This window comes from Streptomyces sp. NPDC054794 (genome assembly GCF_053611585.1).
This window is the reverse complement of record NZ_JBSHAQ010000012.1, coordinates 103,304-123,825: the sequence shown is the minus strand read 5'-3', so window position 1 is coordinate 123,825 and position 20,522 is coordinate 103,304. Positions and strand designations below refer to the sequence as shown.

General features: G+C 73.0%; 22 protein-coding genes, 1 tRNA gene and 1 pseudogene. 6 read left to right on the top strand and 18 right to left on the bottom strand.

Annotated features, from left to right (window positions below; genetic code table 11):
* The first annotated feature begins 92 nt into the window (after positions 1-92).
* Complete coding sequence (locus ACWGKT_RS15355) at positions 93-899, top strand: SAM-dependent methyltransferase (RefSeq protein ID WP_453273968.1); 807 nt, start codon at positions 93-95, stop codon at positions 897-899.
* A gap of 25 nt (positions 900-924) precedes the next feature.
* On the opposite strand, the gene ACWGKT_RS15350 is transcribed toward ACWGKT_RS15355, so the two are convergent.
* Entirely contained in the window at positions 925-1,788 is an 864-nt protein-coding gene (locus ACWGKT_RS15350; RefSeq protein ID WP_453273967.1) for a Cof-type HAD-IIB family hydrolase, read from the bottom strand.
* A 154-nt stretch (positions 1,789-1,942) separates the two neighbouring features.
* Between ACWGKT_RS15350 and ACWGKT_RS15345 the strand changes: the two genes are divergently transcribed.
* The 4 genes from ACWGKT_RS15345 to ACWGKT_RS15330 are packed head-to-tail and all read left to right on the top strand — an operon-like array spanning position 1,943 to position 5,893.
* Entirely contained in the window at positions 1,943-2,740 is a 798-nt protein-coding gene (locus ACWGKT_RS15345; RefSeq protein ID WP_356157735.1) for an SAM-dependent methyltransferase, read from the top strand.
* A 37-nt stretch (positions 2,741-2,777) separates the two neighbouring features.
* Complete coding sequence (locus tag ACWGKT_RS15340) at positions 2,778-4,181, top strand: glutamine synthetase (protein WP_453273966.1); 1,404 nt, start codon at positions 2,778-2,780, stop codon at positions 4,179-4,181.
* A gap of 2 nt (positions 4,182-4,183) precedes the next feature.
* Complete coding sequence (locus ACWGKT_RS15335) at positions 4,184-5,323, top strand: amidohydrolase family protein (RefSeq protein WP_453273965.1); 1,140 nt, start codon at positions 4,184-4,186, stop codon at positions 5,321-5,323.
* A gap of 42 nt (positions 5,324-5,365) precedes the next feature.
* Positions 5,366-5,893 carry an NUDIX hydrolase family protein gene (locus ACWGKT_RS15330; protein ID WP_356157752.1) on the top strand — a complete coding sequence of 176 codons (528 nt, stop codon included), beginning with the start codon at positions 5,366-5,368 and terminating at the stop codon, positions 5,891-5,893.
* A 10-nt stretch (positions 5,894-5,903) separates the two neighbouring features.
* On the opposite strand, the gene ACWGKT_RS15325 is transcribed toward ACWGKT_RS15330, so the two are convergent.
* On the bottom strand, positions 5,904-6,833 hold the full coding sequence (locus ACWGKT_RS15325) for a carbohydrate kinase family protein (RefSeq protein WP_453273964.1): 930 nt from the start codon (positions 6,831-6,833) through the stop codon (positions 5,904-5,906).
* Complete coding sequence (locus ACWGKT_RS15320; protein WP_453273963.1) at positions 6,830-7,516, bottom strand: class II aldolase/adducin family protein; 687 nt, start codon at positions 7,514-7,516, stop codon at positions 6,830-6,832. Before ACWGKT_RS15320 ends, ACWGKT_RS15325 begins: the two co-directional genes overlap by 4 nt.
* A 57-nt stretch (positions 7,517-7,573) precedes the next feature.
* Between ACWGKT_RS15320 and ACWGKT_RS15315 the strand changes: the two genes are divergently transcribed.
* Positions 7,574-8,230: a TetR family transcriptional regulator gene (locus ACWGKT_RS15315; RefSeq protein WP_453273962.1), complete on the top strand. Its 657-nt coding sequence runs from the start codon at positions 7,574-7,576 to the stop codon at positions 8,228-8,230.
* 27 nt (positions 8,231-8,257) lie between these two features.
* On the opposite strand, the gene ACWGKT_RS15310 is transcribed toward ACWGKT_RS15315, so the two are convergent.
* The 15 genes and pseudogenes from ACWGKT_RS15310 to ACWGKT_RS15240 form a co-directional block, all read right to left on the bottom strand.
* Positions 8,258-10,000 carry an ABC transporter ATP-binding protein gene (locus ACWGKT_RS15310; protein ID WP_453273961.1) on the bottom strand — a complete coding sequence of 581 codons (1,743 nt, stop codon included), beginning with the start codon at positions 9,998-10,000 and terminating at the stop codon, positions 8,258-8,260.
* Between the two features lie 304 nt (positions 10,001-10,304).
* Positions 10,305-10,378, bottom strand: a tRNA-Pro gene (locus ACWGKT_RS15305).
* A gap of 99 nt (positions 10,379-10,477) precedes the next feature.
* Complete coding sequence (locus ACWGKT_RS15300) at positions 10,478-11,770, bottom strand: MFS transporter (protein ID WP_453273960.1); 1,293 nt, start codon at positions 11,768-11,770, stop codon at positions 10,478-10,480.
* A gap of 76 nt (positions 11,771-11,846) precedes the next feature.
* The gene (locus ACWGKT_RS15295) at positions 11,847-12,206 is read right to left on the bottom strand and encodes an MmcQ/YjbR family DNA-binding protein (RefSeq protein WP_356157712.1); all 360 of its coding nucleotides are present in this window, start codon (positions 12,204-12,206) and stop codon (positions 11,847-11,849) included.
* A 47-nt stretch (positions 12,207-12,253) separates the two neighbouring features.
* Positions 12,254-12,775, bottom strand: coding sequence for a GNAT family N-acetyltransferase (locus ACWGKT_RS15290; protein ID WP_453273959.1), 522 nt, complete (start codon positions 12,773-12,775; stop codon positions 12,254-12,256).
* Positions 12,772-13,354: pseudogene (locus tag ACWGKT_RS15285) on the bottom strand (helix-turn-helix domain-containing protein). The gene ACWGKT_RS15290 and the pseudogene ACWGKT_RS15285 overlap by 4 nt, the downstream one beginning before the upstream one ends.
* A 46-nt stretch (positions 13,355-13,400) precedes the next feature.
* A complete protein-coding gene (locus ACWGKT_RS15280) occupies positions 13,401-14,303 on the bottom strand; it encodes a LysR family transcriptional regulator (protein ID WP_235459246.1) in 903 nt (300 codons plus the stop codon).
* 37 nt (positions 14,304-14,340) lie between these two features.
* On the bottom strand, positions 14,341-15,540 hold the full coding sequence (locus tag ACWGKT_RS15275) for a glycine C-acetyltransferase (protein WP_453273958.1): 1,200 nt from the start codon (positions 15,538-15,540) through the stop codon (positions 14,341-14,343).
* Between the two features lie 52 nt (positions 15,541-15,592).
* Positions 15,593-16,621 carry an L-threonine 3-dehydrogenase gene (tdh, locus tag ACWGKT_RS15270; protein ID WP_453273957.1) on the bottom strand — a complete coding sequence of 343 codons (1,029 nt, stop codon included), beginning with the start codon at positions 16,619-16,621 and terminating at the stop codon, positions 15,593-15,595.
* A gap of 243 nt (positions 16,622-16,864) precedes the next feature.
* Positions 16,865-17,248 carry a hypothetical protein gene (locus tag ACWGKT_RS15265; RefSeq protein WP_453273956.1) on the bottom strand — a complete coding sequence of 128 codons (384 nt, stop codon included), beginning with the start codon at positions 17,246-17,248 and terminating at the stop codon, positions 16,865-16,867.
* 30 nt (positions 17,249-17,278) lie between these two features.
* On the bottom strand, positions 17,279-17,854 hold the full coding sequence (locus ACWGKT_RS15260; RefSeq protein WP_453273955.1) for a GAF domain-containing protein: 576 nt from the start codon (positions 17,852-17,854) through the stop codon (positions 17,279-17,281).
* 63 nt (positions 17,855-17,917) lie between these two features.
* Entirely contained in the window at positions 17,918-18,517 is a 600-nt protein-coding gene (locus ACWGKT_RS15255; RefSeq protein ID WP_235459241.1) for a GTP-binding protein, read from the bottom strand.
* Positions 18,495-18,866: a DUF742 domain-containing protein gene (locus ACWGKT_RS15250; protein WP_453274027.1), complete on the bottom strand. Its 372-nt coding sequence runs from the start codon at positions 18,864-18,866 to the stop codon at positions 18,495-18,497. Before ACWGKT_RS15250 ends, ACWGKT_RS15255 begins: the two co-directional genes overlap by 23 nt.
* 2 nt (positions 18,867-18,868) lie before the next feature.
* The gene (locus ACWGKT_RS15245; protein WP_453273954.1) at positions 18,869-19,303 is read right to left on the bottom strand and encodes a roadblock/LC7 domain-containing protein; all 435 of its coding nucleotides are present in this window, start codon (positions 19,301-19,303) and stop codon (positions 18,869-18,871) included.
* 65 nt (positions 19,304-19,368) lie between these two features.
* Positions 19,369-19,839, bottom strand: a complete 471-nt coding sequence (locus ACWGKT_RS15240) for a hypothetical protein (RefSeq protein ID WP_453273953.1) — start codon at positions 19,837-19,839, stop codon at positions 19,369-19,371.
* Positions 19,840-20,522 lie beyond the last annotated feature (683 nt).

Below are 20,522 nucleotides of genomic sequence, written 5' to 3'. Positions count from 1 at the left end.
CGAAGACCGTCTGCGCCGCGCCGCGTGGGCGTGCCAGACTGCTCGCACGCCCCGTAGTGACCACCGGGGCGCGTCGAGCAGAGGAGCACCGCGTGACCGGGAGCGATCCGGCCGTCCACGAGATCGACACGACCCGGCCGCATCCGGCCCGGGTGTACGACTGGTTCCTGGGCGGCAAGGACAACTACCCGGTCGACGAGGGGCTCGGCCGGCAGATCATGTCGATCGACGCGGGCGCCCCGCGCGCCGCCCGCGCCAACCGCGCCTTCATGCGGCGGGCCACCCGTCTGCTGGCCCGCGAGCAGGGCATCCGCCAGTTCCTGGACATCGGCACCGGCATACCCACCGAGCCCAACCTCCACCAGATCGCCCAGTCGGTCGCCCCGGACGCCCGCGTCGTCTACGTCGACAACGACCCGATCGTCCTGGCCCACGCGAGCGCCCTGCTGCGGGGCACCCCCGAGGGTGTGACGGAGTACGTCCAGGCGGACGCCCGCGCCCCCCGCACGATCCTCGAACAGGCGGCCCGTGTCCTCGACTTCGACCGGCCGGTCGCCCTCTCCCTGATCGCCCTGCTGCACTTCGTCGCGGACGACGACGGCGCCTTCGACCTGGTGGACACCCTCGTCGACGCCCTCGCCCCGGGCAGTTGTCTCGTCCTGTCCGCGATGACCGCCGACTTCGAGCCCGAGAACGTCCGGCGCGGCATCGCCGCGTACGGCGCGGGCGGAGTGACCCTGGTGGCCCGCTCCGAGACCGAGGTGTCCGGTTTCTTCAAGGGCCTCGACCTGCTGGAGCCGGGCGTCGTCTCGGTGACGGACTGGCGTCCCGAGGGCGCCGGGGACCCGCAGGGGCCGGTCTCGCTGTACGGCGCGGTGGGGCGCAAGGCCGCGGGCTGAGACCGGCCGAAGCCGCTCAGGGTTCTCAGAGTTCCGGTATCCCCAGGACCCGGGTGATGGTGCTCAGTACCCCGTTGTCGTTGTTGGACGGGGCGAGGTGGCGGGCCCGGGCGATGACCTCCGGGTGGGCGTTGGCCATGGCGAAGGACCACTCGGCGGCGTCGAGCATCTCCAGGTCGTTGAGGTAGTCGCCGAACACCATGGTCTGGGCGGGCGTGATGCCGAGCTCGCGCTGCAGGCCGCGCAGGGCGGCGCCCTTGTCGGCGGTGCGGTTCATCACGTCGACCCAGTGCTCGCCGGAGACGACGACCCGGTGGGTGGCGGAGAAGGCCGCCAGGGCGGGCGCGGTGGTCCGCTCGGCCGGGCCGAAGTCGAACACGGCCACCTTGATGACCTCGTCGTCCAGGGCGGTGACGTCCTCGACGATCCGGTGCTCGACGTAGTACTTGCGGACCTCCGCCAGGAACGCCTCGTCGCTCCGCTCCACATAGGCGGACCGCTTGCCGCAGACGACGGCGCCCGCGTCCACCCCGTCCGCCGCCAGCCGCCGTACCGCCAGCGCGACCCCGGCGGCGACCTCCGCGTCCAGCGGGTCGGAGCTCAGCTCGACCCCGTCGCGCACCACGTACGTGCCGTTCTCCGCGATGAACACCATGCCCTCGGCCACCTCGGCGAACTCCCGGACCAGCGTCGCGTACTGGCGGCCGCTCGCCGGGCTGAACAGCACTCCGCGCCGCCGCAGTTCGGCGAGCACGGGCCACAGCCCGGCCGGGAGCCGCTTCGCGTCGTCCAGGAGCGTGCCGTCCATGTCGGTGACGACGAGCCGGATGTCGGCGGGGCCGGCCGACGGGTCGGCGCCGGTGCGGAGGGGAGCTGGGGAGACGGACATGTGCTGCTTCCGGTCGGGGCGGGCGTACTCGAACCAGTGTTCCTCATGGGGCGCCCGGCTCCGGAACCGACCGCTGTGCCGATTCCCGGGACACGCCGATCACCGGAGGGCACAATGTCGGCCAACAGCCGCACCAGGGGGGAAGGGCAGCGACGTGAGCAAGGGCGGACCGGCGGGGCCGACCACGTCCGTGGCGCACAACGCGCGGGTCTGGAACTACTGGATCGGCGGCCGGGACAACTACGTCGCCGACCAGCGGGTCGGCGAGGAGGTAGCCGCCATGTTCCCGGTGATACGGGACGTGGCCCGCACGGACCGGGACTTCCTGGGCCGGGTGGTGCGGTACCTGGCGGCCGAGCGCGGCGTGCGGCAGTTTCTGGACATCGGCACCGGCCTGCCGACCGTGGACAACACGCACGAGATCGCCCAGCGGATCGCGCCCGACGCACGGATCGTGTACGTCGACAACGACCCCGTCGTCCTGATGTACGCCCGTACGCTGCTGACCAGCTCCCCCGAGGGGGCCACCGCCTACGTGGACGCCGACGCGCACGACCCGGACACCATCGTCCGGCGCGCCGCCGAGACCCTCGACCTCGGCCGGCCCGTCGGGGTCATGATGCTGGGCATCCTCAACTTCGTGCTGGACACCGACCATGCGCGCGAGGTGGTGCGCCGGATCATGGCGGCGGTCCCGTCGGGCAGCTTCCTCGCCGTCACGCACCCCACCTTCGACGCGGACCTGGGCGGCGAGGGCAACGTCGAGGCGATGCGCTACTGGAACGAGCACGCCACCCCGCCCATCACCGCCCGCGGCCGCGCCGAGATCGCCGCCTTCTTCGAGGGGCTCGACCTGCTGGAGCCCGGCCTGGTGCCGTGCTCGCACTGGCGCGCAGGGGCCGACAGCCCCGCCGTGGTACCGCAGTTCGGCGCGGTGGCCGTGAAACCCTGACCCCGAGCACGTACGGCGAGCCCGTCGAGGAGGACGCATGACCACCCTTGCCGACCCCGTGCCCGGTGGGCGACCCGGCGACGTTCCGCGGGCCACCGCGCTCGCCGCGGAGCTGGGCGGGCGGGGGGTGCGCGGGATCGTGCTGGCCTACGTCGACACCGCGGGCATCGGCCGGGTGAAGGCGATCCCGACGGCACGGCTGCCCACCGCGGCGGCCTGGGGCGTGGGGATGTCGCCCGTCTTCGACACGTTCCTGGCCGACGACTCGATCGTCACGACCGACGTCCTCGGCTCGCCGGACGGCGACCTGCGCCTGTACCCGGCGCTGGACCGGCTGGTGGAGCTGGCCGGGCAGCCCGGCTGGGCCTGGGCCCCCGTCGACCGGATCACCCAGGAGGGCGAGCGGCACCCCGGGTGCGGCCGCACCTTCCTGCGCCGGACCGTCGCCGACGCCGAGGAACGGCACGGTCTGACCTTTCTCGCGGCCGTCGAGATCGAGTGGGCCGTCGGGCTCGCCTCGGCGCCCGACGGGGAGTTCGTCCCGGCGGTGTCCGGCCCGGCCTACGGCGCCACCCGGCAGATCGAGCTGAGCGACTACACCGCCGACCTCCTCGCGGCCTGCGCGGCCCAGGGCGTGGACGTCGACCAGATCCACCCCGAGTACGCGCCGGGGCAGTTCGAGCTCTCGGTGGGCGCGCTGGACCCGGTGGCGGCGGCCGACCGGAGCGTGCTGGTGCGGCAGACCGTCCGCGCGGTGTCCCAACGGCACGGCCTGCGGGCCTCCTTCGCCCCGGCGGTGCTCGCCGAGGGCGTCGGCAACGGCGGCCACCTCCACCTCTCCTGCCGGCGCGACGGGGCGAACCTGCACACCGGTGGGATGCGCCGGTACGGCATGACGGCCGAGGCCGAGTCGTTCGCGGCCGGGGTGCTCGCGCACCTGCCCGCGCTGACCGCCCTGACCGCGCCGAGCCCGGCCAGCTATCTGCGGCTCAAACCGTCGCAGTGGGCGGGGGTGTTCACCGCGTGGGGCCGGGAGACGCGCGAGGCCGCCCTGCGGGTGGTCACCGGCACGGCGGGCCGCCAGGAGCGGTACGCGAACCTGGAGGTCAAGCCGGTCGACCTGGCCGCCAACCCGTACCTCGCCCTCGGCTGCGTGATCGCCGCCGGGCTCGACGGGGTGACGTCCGGCGCGACGCTGCCCGAGGAGATCACCGGGGACCCGGCCCGGCTCGGCGAGAAGGAGGCGGCCGCGCGGGGCGTGCGGCGGCTGCCGGCCTCGCTGCCGGAGGCGGTCGAGGAGTTCCGCCGGGACGAGGTCCTGCGTTCGGCGCTGGGCCCGGTCCTCGCCGACGCGGTGACCGCCGTACGCCTCGGGGAGGCCGCGGCCGTGGACGGTCTGGACGACGCGCGGGTGGCGGCGGCCTACCGCTGGAAGTACTGACGGTGGGGCCGGTCCAGGAGGCCCTCGCCGGGCTGCCGCTCGTCGACCACCACTGCCACGGCGCGGTCACGGCCGACCTCGGTCCCGCCGCGTTCGAGTCGCTGCTCACCGAGGGCGCGGCGTGGCCCGGGATCTCCCCCTTCGACAGTCCCGTCGGAGTGGCCGTACGCCGGCACTGCGCTCCCCTGCTGGACCTGCCCCGGCACGCCCCCGCCGCCGACTACACGGCCCGGCGCGCCGAGCTGGGCTGGCGGGAGGTCAACCGGCGGTTCCTGGAGGCCGCTGGGACCGAGGTGTACTGCGTGGACACCGGGTACGCCCCGCACCCCGTCACCACCGCGGCCCAGCTGGCCGAGGCGGCGGGCGCCACGACGTACGAGGTCGTCCGGCTGGAGGGCGTCGCCGAGGCGGTGGCGGCGCGGGGCGTCGAGGCGGGCGAGTACGCGCGCGTGTTCCGCGCGGCCGCCGAGGAGGCCGTACGGCGGCCGGGCGTGGTCGCGGTCAAGTCGGTGGCCGCCTACCGCACCGGCTTCGCCCTGGACCCGGCGCGGCCCACGGACGCCGAGGTGACCGAGGCCGTCGGGCGCTGGTCGGCGGCGGGCGGCCGGCTGGCCGACCCGGTGCTGGTACGGCACCTGCTGTGGACCGCCGTCGATCTCGGGCTCCCGCTCCAGTTGCACACGGGCTTCGGCGACGACGACATCCGGCTGCACCGGGCCGACCCCGCCCTCCTGACGGACTGGCTGCACCTGACGCGCGGCACCGTCCCCGTCCTCCTGCTGCACTGCTGGCCCTTCCAGCGCCAGGCCTCCTACCTGGCGGCCGTGTTCGAGCAGGTGTACCTGGACGTGGGTCTGGCCCTGCACTTCACCGGCCCGGCCCGGTCCCGGGCGATCCTGGAGGAGGCGCTGGAGATCACCCCGTTCCGCAAACTCCTGTACAGCTCGGACGCCTACGGTGTGACCGAGTTCCACCACCTCGGCGCGCTGTCCTTCCGGCAGGGGCTGGGCGCACTGCTCCAGGACCGGGTGGACGCCGACGAACTGAGCCTGCCCGACGCCCTGCGGATCGCCGCCTGGACGGGGCGTGACAACGCCCGCCGCCTCTACGGACTTCCCTCATCCGACCCCGCCCGCGACTGAGCGCGCGCCCCACCCGGAAAGTATGATCAAGCAATGTCTGACATGACCGAAACCACGCCCGGCTGGCTGTCCCCGGACGAGCTGGAGATGGCCCGTGCCCGCATGCCGATCCTCTACGTCGAAGCCGTGCCCGTGCGCGTCGACGACAGCGGCGAAGTCACCAGCATCGGCCTGCTGCTGCGCATCGGACCGGACGGTACGGTCAACCGGACCCTGGTCTCGGGCCGTGTCCTGCACCACGAGCGGATCCGCGACGCACTGATGCGTCACCTGGAGAAGGACCTCGGCCCGGTGGCCCTGCCCCGGATCCCGACCTCGCTGCAGCCCTTCACGGTCGCCGAGTACTTCCCGACCGCGGGCATCACCCCGTACCACGACCCGCGCCAGCACGCGGTGTCCCTCGCCTACATCGTCCCGGTGACCGGCGACTGCCGGCCCCGGCAGGACGCGCTGGACCTCGTGTGGTTCAGCCCGCAGGAGGCCGTGTCCGCCGCGGTGCAGAGCGAGATGCCGGGCGGGCACGGGGTGCTGCTGAAGCAGGCGCTCGCGCACATGGGCCACGTGGCCTGAACCGGAGGGCTCAGTCGCGGGTCGCGTGCGTGGCGGCGAAGGCGTCGGCGGCGGCGAGGTCGAAGTCCCCGTGGTCGCTGCCCAGCCCCCGCGCGACCAGCGCGGCCGCGGCACAGCCGAGGACCGCGGACTCGCGCGGGGTGCGGCCGAGCGCGACACCGCGCAGGAAGCCGGCCGAGAACGCGTCGCCGCAGCCGGTGGTGTCGACGACGTCGACGGCGAAGGCGGGGACCGTCTCGGTGCCCTCCTCGTTGACCAGGAGCGCGCCGTCGCCGCCGCGGGTGACCGCGACGAGTCCGGCGCCGGCGCCGAGGAACTTCCTCGCGCCGGCCACCAGGTCGTCCTCGCCGCTGAAGCCCAGCACCTGGTCGTCGTTGGGCAGGAAGTGGTCGACGTACGGCAGGGCCGCCGCGATCTGCTCGAAGCCGCCGAGCACGCCGGGCGCGAGGAGGTCCACCGAGGTGACCACGCCGTGCTCCTTGGCGTGCGCCAGGATGCGCGCGGCAACGTCGACGCCGATCAGCTCCGGGCCGCCCAGGTGCAGATGCGTGGCCTCGGCGATGGCGTCCCAGGGCACGTCGTCGGGGCCGTAGGTGATGTTGGCGCCGAGCAGGTGCAGCGAGGGCCGCTCGCCGCTCGGCCGGATGGGCAGGACGCTGGCGGAGGTGGGGGTGTCCGCGCGGCGGACGAGCAACGCGGTGTCGATGCCCGCCCGGTCGAGCAGCGCGACCAGCATGTCGCCGGTGGGGTCGGTGCCGATCGCCCCGGCGCTGCGCACGGCGGCGCCCAGTTTGGCGAGGGTGAGCGCGGTGCCGCCGGCCGTCCCGGCGGCGGTCATCCGGATGTCCTCGACCAGGGTCGCGCCCTGGCCCTCGGGTATGGCCTCCACCGGCCGTACCAGCACGTCCAGTACGTGCACGCCCAACGTGACGGCCTTCATCGGCTCTCCTCCTGAGCTGGTGGTACGGGGTGGGTGGTGCCGTAGTCACGGGCGAGCGCGGCCTCGATCACCGCGCGTTGGCGCTGTTCGTCGAGGACGCGGGGCCGACCGAGCGCGGCCGCGTGCTGGTAGACGCCGCAGGCCCATTCGAGCAGCAGGGCGTGCTCGACCGCCTGGTCGAGCGTCGTCGCGTGGGTGACCGCTCCGTGATTGGCCATCAGGACGGCGCCGCGGCCGTCGAGGGCGGTGAGTACGGACTCGGCGAGCTCCGGGGTGCCGAAGGTGGCGTACGGGGCCACCCGCACGGTGCCGCCGAGGGCGAGCAACTGGTAGTGGATGCAAGGCAGTTCGTCGAGGACACAGGACAGGGCGGTGGCCATGGGGGCGTGGGTGTGGACGACCGCGCCGGTGCCGTAGCGGCGGTAGACGCCCAGGTGCAGGTCCAGTTCCGAGGTCGGCCGCAGCCTCCCGCCGACGACGTTTCCGTCGAGGTCGACCACGGTCACCTGACCCGCGGTCAGCTGGGCGAGCACCGCTCCGGTCGCCGTGACGGCGACCCGGTCCCCCACGCGCACACTGACGTTGCCGGCCGTGCCGATGAGCAGGCCCGCCGCCCCCAGACGGCGGCAGGCGTCCGCGACGGCGGCCCTCTCCCGACCCAGCGCGGAGCTTGAGTCCGTCATGTACGCGACGCTAACGTAAACCTGAAACAATGTCACGTTCAGTTTCGGAGGCCACACGTGGGCGAGCCGACCACGGAGCCGGAGCGGCCCGGAGCCGTCCCGCTGCGCCGCACACCCCGGCAGGCGCGCAGCCGGGCCCGGCTCGCCCGGGTCCTGGAGGCGGCGGAGCGCGTCCTGGTCGACGAGGGCGTCGAGGCGCTCACCACGACGCGCGTCGCGGCGGCGGCGAAGGTGTCGGTGGGCTCGCTGTACCAGTACCTGCCGGACCGGGACGCGATCATCGACGCCCTGGCGGCGGGCTACTTCGCCCGGCTCGAAGCGGTCATGGACGACTTCGTACGGACCGCCGCGGCCCGGGACCGGGACGACCCGGTGGGGACGCTGATCGACGCCTTCGCCACGCTGTACCGCACCGAACACGGCTTCCGCGCGCTGTGGTTCGGCAGCGGTCTGACCGAGCGGGCCCGGTCCGCGGACCGCGAGCACAAGCGCCGGATGGCCAACGGGGTGCGCCGCCTCCTGCTCGCCCTGGACCTGGCCGAGGACGACGAGGCGCTCGGCCGGGCCTGCCACGCCGCGTTCCTCGCCGCCGACGCCCTCGCCCAGGAGGCGTTCCGCCGCGACGCCGAGGGCGACGCGGCGCTCCTCGACGAGGCCAAGACGATGCTCCGCGCCTATCTCACGCAGGTCACCGCACGCTATCGGCGGGCCTAGCCGGCCCGAGCACGAGGGCCCGTGTGTTCAATGCAGGTCGGCCGGGGCCGGGCTGTCGCCGAGGAAGCCGCCCGACTGGTGCTGCCACAGCCTCGCGTAGGTGCCGTCCGAGGAGAGCAGTTCCTGGTGCGTGCCCTGCTCGACGATGCGGCCGCGGTCCAGGACGACGAGCCGGTCCATGCCGGCGACCGTGCTCAGCCGGTGCGCCACCACGAGCGCCGTCCGCCCGTCCATGAGCCGCCACAGCGCCTGCTGGACGAGGACCTCGCTCTCCGAGTCCAGGGCACTGGTCGCTTCGTCGAGCAGCAGGATCGGCGCGTCGCGCAGGATCGCCCGGGCCAGGGCGACCCGCTGCCGCTGTCCGCCGGACAGCTTGACGCCCCGCTCCCCCACCAGCGTGTCGAAGCCCTCCGGCAGCGCGTCGGCGAACTCCGAGACGTGCGCCGCCTCGGCCGCGCGGCGGATCTCCGCCTCGGTGGCGTCCGGGCGGGCGAACGCGATGTTGTCCCGCAGCGAGCGGTGGAACATCGCCGGGTCCTGCGGCACATAGGCGATCAGGCTGCGCAGGTCGGCCTGGCGCAGTCGGCTGATGTCCTGACCGCCGATCAGGATCCGGCCGCCGTCGATGTCGGTCATCCGCAGCACCAGCCGGGTGAGCGTGGTCTTGCCGCCGCCCGACCGGCCGACGAGACCGATCCTGGCCCCGCTGGGGACGGCCAGGTCCAGGCCCTCGAAGAGTGGTTCGGCGCCCGCGTGGGCGAAGGTCACCCGCTCGAAGCGGACGTCGGCGGCCCCGGGGAGCAGCGGCTCCGGTGACGGCACGTCGAGCACGGTCGGCGGCGTCAGCAGCAGTTCGGTGAACTGCGCGGCCTCCGTCATGGAGCTCTCCAGACGGCGGTAGATCTGGTTGAACTCGAACATGATGCGGGTCGCGTTGGTGTAGTACGTGAAGGCGACCACGACCGCCTCCACGCTGTTCCCGCCGCCGACCAGCGCGACCGCGAGCAGCAGGCCCAGCGCGCCGGTCAGCACGGACATCGGCGCGACCAACGTGTCGATGCGCAGGTTGCCGTAGTCCCAGGAACGCAGCGTCAGGCGCCGGGACTCCGCGACGCGGGAGCGGTGTTCGGCGGCCTCGCGGTGTTCGGCGGCGAACGCCTGGACCGTGTCCATGTTCATCAGGACGTCGGCGACATGGCCGGACACCCGGGCGATCGCCTCCTCTCGCTGGGCGACCAGTTGCTGGCGGCGCCTGATCAGCGGCGCCGCGCACACCGCCGTCAGCGTGATCATCGTCAGGAGCCCGACGACGAGCAGCGGTTCGTAGCCCCACAGCACCACCGATCCGAACACCAGCGGTGCCAGGCTGCCCACGACCTGGAAAATCAGTGTGTCGACGAACTCCTCGAAGCGGGAGGCGAAGCTCAGTACCCGCTTGGTCAGCGAGCCGGCGAAGTTGTCGTGGAAGAACGCGGCGTCCTTGGCGAACAGCTCGTCCATGCCGACGACGTACAGGTGCTCCATGCCCCGCGCGTCGAGCCGGTTCATGCAGTGCAGACCGACGCGCCACAGCGCCTCGGAGAACAGCAGCACCCCGGCGAAGGCGAGGACGTACGGCAGCGTCGCGCCGAGCCCGAGGCCGTGGCCGTGGTCATCGGCGATGCGGCCGACGAGTTTGGCGACGAAGAGCGGCGCCAGATAGTTGAGGCCGATGTTGCCCAGCGCGGGCAGCAGCATGGCGGGCACCGCCATGCGCCGCTGCCGGGCCATCTCCCGTCCGTAATGACGCAGTGCGAGGAGCACCGCGCCCCTGCGCGGCGCGGTCCCGCGCGGTTCAGGCGATCCCATTCCCACCCCGTGTCCCTGGAGCGTCGGTTCGCACCGACGTACGCGTACAGGCAGGTCAGGCCTTGCAGTGTCGCGTGCCGGCGAGCGCTCGGTCCACGCGTTTTTCTCGGCCAGTGGCCGGTCCCGCACGGGTGTGCCGCGACCGGGGATCGTCCCGAGGTCGCCGATCACGAAGAACGCGAAAAAGGGCCCCGCGGGCAATTGCCCGCGAAGACCCTTCGCACCGTCGGGACGACAGGATTTGAACCTGCGACCCCTTGACCCCCAGTCAAGTGCGCTACCAAGCTGCGCCACGTCCCGATGCCGTTTGACCTGGGGTTTCCCTGGTCGAAACGCGCAGGGAAACAATACCGCACTCGGGTCGGTGGTCGCGCCCCCCTTTTCCCCGCGGGGCGACGTTCAGTGGCCCTGCGCGGGCGCGTCGACCCTGGCCAGGTCGCGGATCGCGGGGACGGCGAGCAGCGCGGCGGCCACGACGAGGCTCACCACGCCGGCGGCCAGCAGCACGTGGTCCGCGCCCAGCGCGCCGGCCGCCGGGCCGGCGAGGGCCTGGCCGACGGGCATCATCGCCAGGGAGCCGGCGACGTCGTAGGCGTGGATGCGGTTGAGGACGTCGGCCGGGACCTGGGTCTGCACGCTGGTCGACCACATCACGCCCCAGAACGACATCCCGGCCCCGGCGACCGCGGCCCCGGCCGCCATGGCCGGTACGCCGAGACCGGCGCCGACGGTCGCCGGGAAGCCGACGAAGGCGAACAGGGCGATCGCGCCCGCCCGCAGCATGCGGCGGGGCCGCAGCCGCACGGCCAGCAGGCCGCCCACCACGGTGCCCGCGCCGAGGGCGGAGTTGACCAGGCCGTACGCGCGGGGGCCGTGCTGGTGCACCACCTGCGTGGCCACCAGCGGGACGGTCGGCCCCCATACGGCGATCATGTAGACGCACCAGACGGCGATGACACCCCAGAGCCAGGTCCGCGCCCTGAACTCCCGCCAGCCCTCGACGAGATCGGCCTTGAAGGCCTTGGCACCCGGCCCGGACGCGCTGCTGCTCTCGGACGCCGGGGGCAGGCGGAGCAGCAGCAGGCACAGGGCGCTCACCACGTACGTGGCGGCGTCGGCCGCGAACACGCCGCCGGGTGAGGCGAAGGCGACCAGCACGCCGGCGACGGCGGGGCCCGCCAGCTGGGCGGCAGACTCGGCGATGCGGATCGCGCCGTTCGCGCCCTGGATGTCGGTGGCGACGCGGGGCACCGTGCTCGCCACGCCGGGCTGGAAGAGGGCGCCCGCCGCGCCGTTGACCACGCCGATCACACAGATCTCCCACAGGACCACGTGCCCGGCGAAGAAGAGTGCGGCCATGAGGGACTGGACGACGAGCCGGACCAGATCGGCGCCGAGCATCAGCCTGCGGGTGTCGAACCGGTCGGCGAACACCCCGCCGAGGACGACCAGCCCGGCGAAGGCGGCGGCCTTCGCGGCCATGGCGAGGCCGACCGCGCCCGCGCCGTACCCGTGCTGCACCAAGCCGGCGGCGAGCGCCACGGTGAGCATGCTGTCCCCGAGCCTGGCGACGGCTCGCGCCACGAAGAACAGCGCGAAGTTCCGCGACCACACGGGGCGGGCCCGGCCACCGCCGCGCCTGCCGGTCCGGGTGCCGGCCACGGCAGCACCCCGTGCTGACGTCCCGGTCATCCCCGCCCGTTCCTCCCGCCCACTGCCGCCTCCGCGGCCGGATCATGCCACGGCCGCCGACCGTGCTCGACGGGTTTTACGCCCCGCCCGGCAACCCCAACTCAGGGTGGGCGTCCAGGAGCCGGGGCGGGGCCGCCTGCCGCCAGGAGTCGGCGAGGATGTCGCGCAGCTCGTCCTCGCCCTCCAGCGCGCCGAGCCGGGCCCGGACCCAGGCGAACTGGGCCTCGTGATCGGCGATCCAGAACTTGTCCGGCTCGGCCAGCACCAGTTCGTCGCGCTCCTCCTTGGGGCAGCGCACCGCGATGGAGGTCTCGTCCTCGGGTAGCGTGGCGAACATCTTCCCGGCCACCCGGAAGGTGGGCATGTTCCAGGCCACCTTCTCGGTGGTGTCCGGCAGGGACAGGGCGATACGACGTACGTCTTCGGCATCCGGCATGACAGGCACCGTAGCCCGTCCCACTGACACTCACCTGGTCAGCGTGGTCATGCGCCCGTGCCCAAGTGCTTGTAGTAGAGCGCGGTCGGGCGCAGCACCCCGGCCGGGCTCGCGGCGTGGTCCGAGATGCCGCCGACCCTCGTCCAGCCGGCCGAGCGGTACAGGTTCTCGGCGGGGCTGCCGGTCTCGGCGTCCAGGTGCAGCAGGGTGATCCCGGCCGCGGCGGCGGCCTCCTCGGCGATGGCCAGGAGCCCGCGGCCGAGGCCCCGGCCGCGCCCGCTTCGGTGAACCATGAGCTTGACCAGCTCGGCGCGGTGCCGGCTGTTGGGCTTGTCGGGGAAGGCCAGGCTCACCGTTCCGGCCACCCGCCCGTCCTCGCCCCGCGCCACCCATACGGCGAGCTGTCCGGCGGCCACGGCGGCGGCCCGTTCCTCCCACCAGGCGGCGGCCTCGGCGCGGTCGAGAGGCGCGAGGAAGCCGACAGACGCCCCGCCCGCCACGGTGTCGACAAGCAGTTCGGCCAATTCCTCGGCTCCGCCGTGCACTTGGGCCGCGTCCCAGCGGCTCACCCCGACGGTCGCACCACCGCCAGCACATAGCGCGCCTCTCCCGGCCCGGTGGAGCAAAAGCGCGTCGCCCCCCACACCCGCATCCGCAGACAGTCACCGGCGTCGAGGTGGTGCGCCGCCTGCCCCACCGTCACGTCGAGCGCCCCGTCGAGGACCCACAGGTGCTGTTCCAGGCCGGGCACGGGCGGCCGGTCGTGGGCGAGGTCCGCGCCGGCCGCGAGCCGTTCCCTCGACGAGCTCGCCGCGCAGCCCGGCGTGCGGCGGCGACACCGAACGTCGTGCGAACCCGGCGGTCCGGTCCTCCCACACCGTCTGCTCGGCGGCCCGCACCAGCGGGGCGGGTTCCGCCTCGACCTCGCTGAGCAGTTGGGACATGGTCCGTCCGTGGACCGCGCAGAGCCGGTTGAGCAGCGCGGCCGTGGGGCTGATCTCGGCCCGGGACAGCGTCGACCTGCTGATCCCGCTGCGCTCCGCCAACTCCCCCAGCGACCAGCCGCGTTCGGCCCGCAGCTCGGTCAGGCGGGCGCCGAGCCGGGCATCCACGGGGTCCGGTGCGCCGACGTCACCTCGGTGTCTCATATCCGGGACGCCATCCCGAACATGAGACGCCCGTGTTACGGAAGGCTCACGCCTGCGCCGCCTCGCCCAGCGCGTCGAGCACCGGCCGGATCAAGGGGTGCTCCTCGGCTCCGCGCCGTACCGCCGCGAAGACCCTGCGGGTGGGGGCGACGCCGTCCACGGGGCGGACGACCACACCGGTCAGATCCATGCCGCGCAGCGCGGAGCGGGGGACGAGGGCGACGCCCGCGTCGGCCGAGGCGAGGGCCACGACCGCGCGGAAGTCGTCCGAGGAGTGTTCGAGCCGGGGCTGGAATCCGGCGCTCTCGCAGGCCAGGACGACCACGTCGTGGCAGGGGTTGCCGGGGTAGGGGCTGATCCAGGTGTCCTTGGCCAGCTCGGCGAGGGGGACCTCGCCGGCGTCGGCGAGACGGTGGCTGACGGGGACGACCGCGTCGAACGGCTCGGCGTAGAGCGGGACGTGGGTCAGGCGCGGGTCGTCGGCCGACGGGGCGCCGCGGTACTCGACGGCGACCGCGACGTCGACCTGGCGGTCCAGGACCATGGGGAGGCTGGCGTCGCCCTCGGCGTCCTGGACGCGCATGCGGATGCCGGGCGCCGACCGGGCGAGCCGGGCCACGGCGGGCGCGACGACCTGGGCGATGCCGGTCGCGAAGGCGGCGACCGTGACCGTGCCGGCCGCGCCGGAGCCGTACGCGGCGAGCTCGGCCTCGGCCCGCTCCAGCTGGGCGAGGACCGCGTTGGTGTGGCCGAGCAGGATCTCACCGGCCGGGGTCAGCCGTACGCCCTTGGCGCTGCGCTCGACCAGCCGGTGGCCCGTCTCCTGCTCCAGGGCCGCGAGCTGCTGGGAGACGGCCGACGGGGTGAGATAGAGCGCGGCGGCAGCCGCCGTCACCGTACGGTGGTCGGCCACCGCACGGAGGATGTGGAGCCGCCGCGCTTCGATCATGAGACCGATTGTCTCAAACGCGCCCTTGCGTTTCGGCTCAGGCGTCGAGTTCGGCCCGTGCGGCGACGAAGGCGTCCACGGCGCGGTTCACGTCCTGCGTCGAGTGCGCGGCGGACAGCTGGACGCGGATACGGGCCTGGCCCTGCGGCACCACCGGGTAGGAGAAGCCGATCACGTACACGCCGCGCTCCAGCAGCAGCTCCGCCAGCCGGCCCGCCCGCGCCGCGTCGCCGATCATGACCGGCGCGATGGCGTGGTCGCCGGGGAGGATCTCGAAGCCCTCCTCGGTCATCCGGCGGCGGAACAGCGCGGTGTTCTCGGCGAGCCGCACCCGCAGGTCGTCCGCCGACTCCAGCAGGTCGAGCACCTTGAGCGAGGAGGCGGCGATCACCGGGGCGAGGGTGTTGGAGAAGAGGTACGGGCGGGAGCGCTGCCGGAGCAGGGCGACGATCTCGGCGCGGGCGGCGACGTAGCCGCCGGAGGCGCCGCCGAGCGCCTTGCCGAGGGTGCCGGTGATGACGTCGACCCGGTCCATGACGTCGTGCAGCTCCGGGGTGCCGCGGCCGCTCGGGCCGACGAAGCCGACGGCGTGCGAGTCGTCGACCATGACCATCGCGTCGTAGCGGTCGGCCAGGTCGCAGATCTCGCGCAGGGGCGCCACATAGCCGTCCATGGAGAAGACGCCGTCGGTGACGACCAGCTTGCGGCGGGCGCCACCCTCGGAGGCCTCCTTCAGCTGCCGCTCCAGGTCCGCCATGTCGCGGTTGGCGTAGCGGTAGCGGCGGGCCTTGGACAGCCGGATGCCGTCGATGATCGAGGCGTGGTTGAGGGCGTCCGAGATCACCGCGTCCTCGGGGCCGAGCAGCGTCTCGAACACGCCACCGTTGGCGTCGAAGCAGGAGGAGTACAGGATCGTGTCCTCCTGGCCGAGGAACCCGGACAGCCGCGCCTCCAGCTCCTTGTGCACCTCCTGCGTACCGCAGATGAAGCGCACGGACGCCATGCCGTAGCCCCAGCGGTCGAGGGCCGTGTGGGCGGCGGCGACGACCTCGGGGTGGTCGGCCAGGCCCAGGTAGTTGTTGGCGCAGAAATTGAGGACCTCGCCGGGGCGGCCGCCGGCGCTGACGGTGACGGTCGCGGACTGCGGGGTGTCGATGACCCGCTCGGGCTTGTGCAGTCCGGCGGCGCGGATCTCGTCGAGGGTGGCGCGCAGGTCGTCGCGCACGGAGTCGAACATCGAAAAGCTCCTAGAAGTGCTGGCGCGGAAAGGGAGTTGTGCCTGCCGCGGCTTATGCGGTCCAGTCCAGGATGACCTTGCCGCCCTTGCCGCTCGCCGCGTCCGCGAACGCCGCCTCGAAGTCGCGGTAGTCGTACCGGCCGGTGATCACGGGGGTGAGGTCGAGGCCGGCCTCCAGCAGCACCGACATCGCGTACCAGGTCTCGAACATCTCACGGCCGTAGATGCCCTTGATGGTGATCATCGAGGTGACGATCCGCGCCCAGTCGACGGGGAACTCCTGCGCGGGCAGGCCGAGCATGGCGATACGGCCGCCGTGCGTCATGTTGGCGATCATCTCGCGCATGGCCTCGGCGCGGCCGGACATCTCCAGGCCGATGTCGAAGCCCTCGCGCAGCCCGAGCGCCCGCTGCCCGTCGGCGATCGTGCCCTCGGCAACGTTCAGGGCGAGGCTCGCGCCGATCTTGCGGGCCAGCGCCAGCCGCTCCTCGCTCACGTCGGTGATCACGACGTTGCGGGCGCCGGCGTGGCGGGCCACCGCGGCGGCCATCAGACCGATCGGGCCGGCGCCGGTGATCAGCACGTCCTCGCCGACCAGCGGGAAGGACAGCGCCGTGTGCACGGCGTTGCCGAACGGGTCGAAGATCGCGGCGACGTCGAGGTCGACATCGACCCGGTGCACCCACACGTTGGTGGCGGGCAGCGCGACGTACTCCGCGAAGGCGCCGTCCCGGCCGACCCCCAGCCCGACGGTGGCGCGGCACAGGTGGCGGCGCCCGGCCAGACAGTTGCGGCACTTGCCGCACACCAGGTGGCCCTCGCCGCTGACCCGGTCGCCCGGCTTGATGTCGGAGACGTCCCGGCCGACCTCGACGACCTCGCCGACGAACTCGTGCCCGAGGACCAGCGGGGTGGTGATGGTCTGCTGGGCCCAGCCGTCCCAGGACCGGATGTGCAGGTCGGTGCCGCAGATCCCGGTGCGCAGGACCTTGATCAGTACGTCACCGGCCCCGATGACCGGCTCGGGGACGTCCGCGAGCCAGAGCCCGGGCTCGGCCTTCTCCTTGACCAGCGCCTTCAACCTACGGCTCCTGTGGGTGAGGTCCAGGTTCCGGGCATGCCGAAGGCGCCCGCACCGGGGACAGGGGGTGGAATCCCTTGCAATCTGCCGTACTGAACGAGGTGGGGTCCATCGAGGTTTTCTTAACCACCGCCTCAGCTTTCCTTCACACCCCCTGATCCCCCACCCGCCCCGGACCTCGACGCTCCTCGATTCACCACCACGGCCCACACCGACGGACCCCGCCCGGACCACCGGGACCCGCTAGCGCACCACGCGAATGTCCGGCAGCGCCGCCGCGTCGGCTCCTTCGCGCACGAGAACCCGCCGAGCCGCCGCGCGGGCCCGGCTCCATCCCGTGTCGCTGATCAGAGCCGCCGTCTCCCACCGGCCCGGGGACGGATCGCGGGTCATCTCGTCGAAGACCGAATCGATCATGCGCAGGTCGGGCAGCGCGTCGGGGCCGAGAAGCCCCCGCTCCACCAGGTGCTCGGCCATGCGGAATCCGTCGTCGAAGTCGAGGGCGATCTCGTCCGGCGCGACGCCGTGCTTCTCCAGCCATGCCGTCTGGACCGACGAGGGCGCCGCGAGCACGGTCAGTGCCTCCATCAGGAGGCGACGGGGCCACGCGGGATCAGAAGTCCGCACGCCGCGATCGTCCCACCCCGCCCAGGTGTCTCACCACGGGATCCCGGTGTCCTCGCCTCGTTCCAGTCGTACGGCGAGGTCCGCGGCCATGGACTTGATGGTGTCCAGGCCGGTTCTTCCCCAGGGGCGGGGTTCGACGTCGGCGACGCAGACGGTGCCGAGCACCATCGCGGTGCTGTCGATGAGCGGGGCGCCGAGGTAGGAGCGGATGCCGTACTCGTCGACGACCGGATTGCCGGCGAACCGCGGGTAGTCGCACACGTCCTCCAGCACCAGCGCCTTGCGCCGGACCACCACATGGGGGCAGAAGCCGTGGTCGCGGGGCATGCAGCGGCCCACCTGAGGCCGGGAGCCGTCGGCCTTCACCACCGGCCCGATGGTCGGGATCCGCAGGCCCGCGAAGAACTGCCGTTCCTCGTCGATGAAGTTGACCATGGCGTACGGCGCGCCGGTGAGCCGGGCGAGGCGGTCCGCGAAGGCGTCCAGGGCGGGCTCTGCACGCTCCCCGAGGCCGAGCCGGCGCAGCCGGTGGGTGCGGGCGGGGGCCTCCCGGTCCTCGGGGGTGAGCAGCAGACCCCTGGCCGGCCGCGGCGGCTCGTAGCTCATGGCCGGGCTCCGTGGCTGTGGACGTACCTCATGTGCGGGCTCCGTGGGCGGTGTGCGGGCAGATCACCTGTGGGCGCCGTGGCTCGGCGCGGGCGCCGGGGCGTGGGCGATGAGATGGCGTACGAGGGTGAGCAGCGTCTGCACACCGGAGCTGGAGATGCGGGCGTCGCACCGGACGACGGGGATCTCGGGGTCCAGGTCGATGGCGGCGCGCACCTCCTCCGTGTCGTAGCGGTAGGCCCCGTCGAAGTCGTTGACCGCGACGATGAAGCCGAGGCCGCGCTCCTCGAAGAAGTCCACGGCCGCGAAACAGTCCTCCAGGCGGCGGGTGTCGGCGAGGATGACCGCGCCGAGCGCGCCCTCGGACAGCTCGTCCCACATGAACCAGAACCGCTCCTGTCCGGGCGTGCCGAACAGGTACAGGACGTGCTGCGGATCGAGCGTGATGCGGCCGAAGTCCATCGCCACGGTCGTCTCGACCTTGTTCTCGATGCCGTCGAGACTGTCCGTGGCGGCACTGACCGTGGTGAGGAGCTCCTCCGTGCTGAGCGGCGCGATCTCGCTCACCGCGCCCACGAGGGTGGTCTTGCCGACGCCGAACCCGCCCGCCACAAGGATCTTGAGCGCGGTCGGGAACGGGTCAGAGCTGTCGTCGTAGTCCATCGAGCACTGCCTCCAGAAGGGCCCGGTCGGTGGGGTTGTGTGGGAACGCGGGGGGCTTGGCGGTCAACGCTCCGCAGTCGACGAGGTCCGAGAGCAGCACCTTGGTGACCACCGCCGGCAGCTTGAGCTGGGCGGCGATCTCGGCGACCGAGACGGGCCCGCGGCACAGGTCGAGCGCCTGGGCGTGTTCGGGACCGAGGTAGCCGAGCGGGGTGACTCCGGTGCCCATCACCTGCGACATCAGGTCGAACGCGATGCTGGGCCGGGTGCGGCCGTTGCTGACCGTGAAGGGGCGCACGAGCCGTCCGGCCGCGTCGTCGAGCCAGGGCCCGTCGCCGAGTGCCGGCACGCTCAAGGCCTCATCGCCGGGGGTTCGACGCCGTGCTGTCGGGGAGCGGTCACGAGGTACGGGCGGACGCTCTTGACCAGCATCGCCATCTCGTAGCCGAGCACCGCCGCGTCCGCCTCGCGGCCGGCGAGCACGGCGAGGCAGGTGCCGGAGCCGGCGGTGGTGACGAACAGCAGGGTCGAGTCGAGTTCGACGACGACCTGGCGGACGTCGCCGCCGTCGCCGAACCGGACGCCCGCGCTGCGGCCGAGGGAGTAGAGGCCGGAGGCCAGGGCGGCCATGTGGTCGGCGCTGTCGGGGTCCAGGCCGTGGACGGACTTCACGAGTCCGTCGCAGGACAGGAGCACCGCGCTGATGGTGTGCGGTACACGCTGCACGAGGCCGCTCATCAGCCAGTCGAGGTCGGATACCTGGGCGGTCGGCGCATCGCTCGCCATGGTGGATCGACTCCTTGGGGTACGAAGGTCCGCGGGAGCGCGGGTGGGGGTGTGAACGGGGGTGGTCATCCGGCCGGTGCGCTCCCGTCGGGCCGGGCGGTGAGGTCGGATCCGGGCGCATGGACGCGGGCCTCCGCTCTGCGGGCCGCGTCCCGGCGCGGTAGGTCCGGGTGCGGTATGTCCAGGGCGGACGGCAGGGCCACGGATGCCGCACGCGGCTCGTCGGCGGACGTGTGGGTCGTGTCCGGCACGGCCGTACGGGCGGGCTCCTGCTCCAGGTGCTGCTGGGCCTCGGCCAGGCCGACACCGCGCTGGAAGGCCGCCATCAGTCCGGGGTCGTGGCCGACGAGGGTGTCGCTCTCCTGCCGGGGTGCCGGACCGCCCCGCAGCTGGGGCACGATGTGCTCCTGGGCGCGGCGGCGGGGCAGTTGGGGCTTGCCCATCGTGCCGCGTACGGCGCCGGGGACGCGCGGGGTGGGCGGCGCGACGGCGTTCTCGGCGACGGTCCGCCGTTCCTCGGGCCTGATACCGGGCACCGCGTCGGAGGGATTCGCCCGCGCCTGCCGAGCACCACGCACGGGCAGGGGCGCCGGCCCGTACGGCGTGGTCTCACCGGAAGACGCGTCCGCCGATCCCTCACGCAGCCCGTCCCGGGAACCGCCCCCGGAACTCACCGAGGAACGCCCGTGGGAATCGACGCCGGCGCCCCCGTCCGGGGAACCGCCACGTCCACCCTGAGAACCGACCGCCCCACCCAGCGAACCGCTAGATCCACCGAGGAAACTGCCGAGTGCGTCCTGGGAACCGATGGCTCCGCCCATGGAACCGGCCGCCCCGCCCAGGGAACCGGCAGGTCCGCCCTCAGAGCCGCCGGGACCGCCCTGGAAACCGGCATGTCCCCCTAGAGAGCCAACCGACCCACCCAGGGAACCGGCAGGTCCGCCTTCAGAGCCGACGAACCCGCCCTGCGAACCGGCGGCCCCACTCAAGGAACCCGTAGATCCGTCCAACGAACCGGCCAACTCGCCACGGGAACCGGTAGATCCGCCGAGAGAACCGACCGACCCACCCAGGAAATCGGCAGATCCTCCCTCAGAGCCGACGAACCCGCCCTGCGAACCAAGGGCCCCACTCAAGGAACCCGTAGATCCGTCCAACGAACCGGCCAACTCGCCACGGGAACCGGTAGATCCGCCGAGAGAACCGACCGACCCACCCA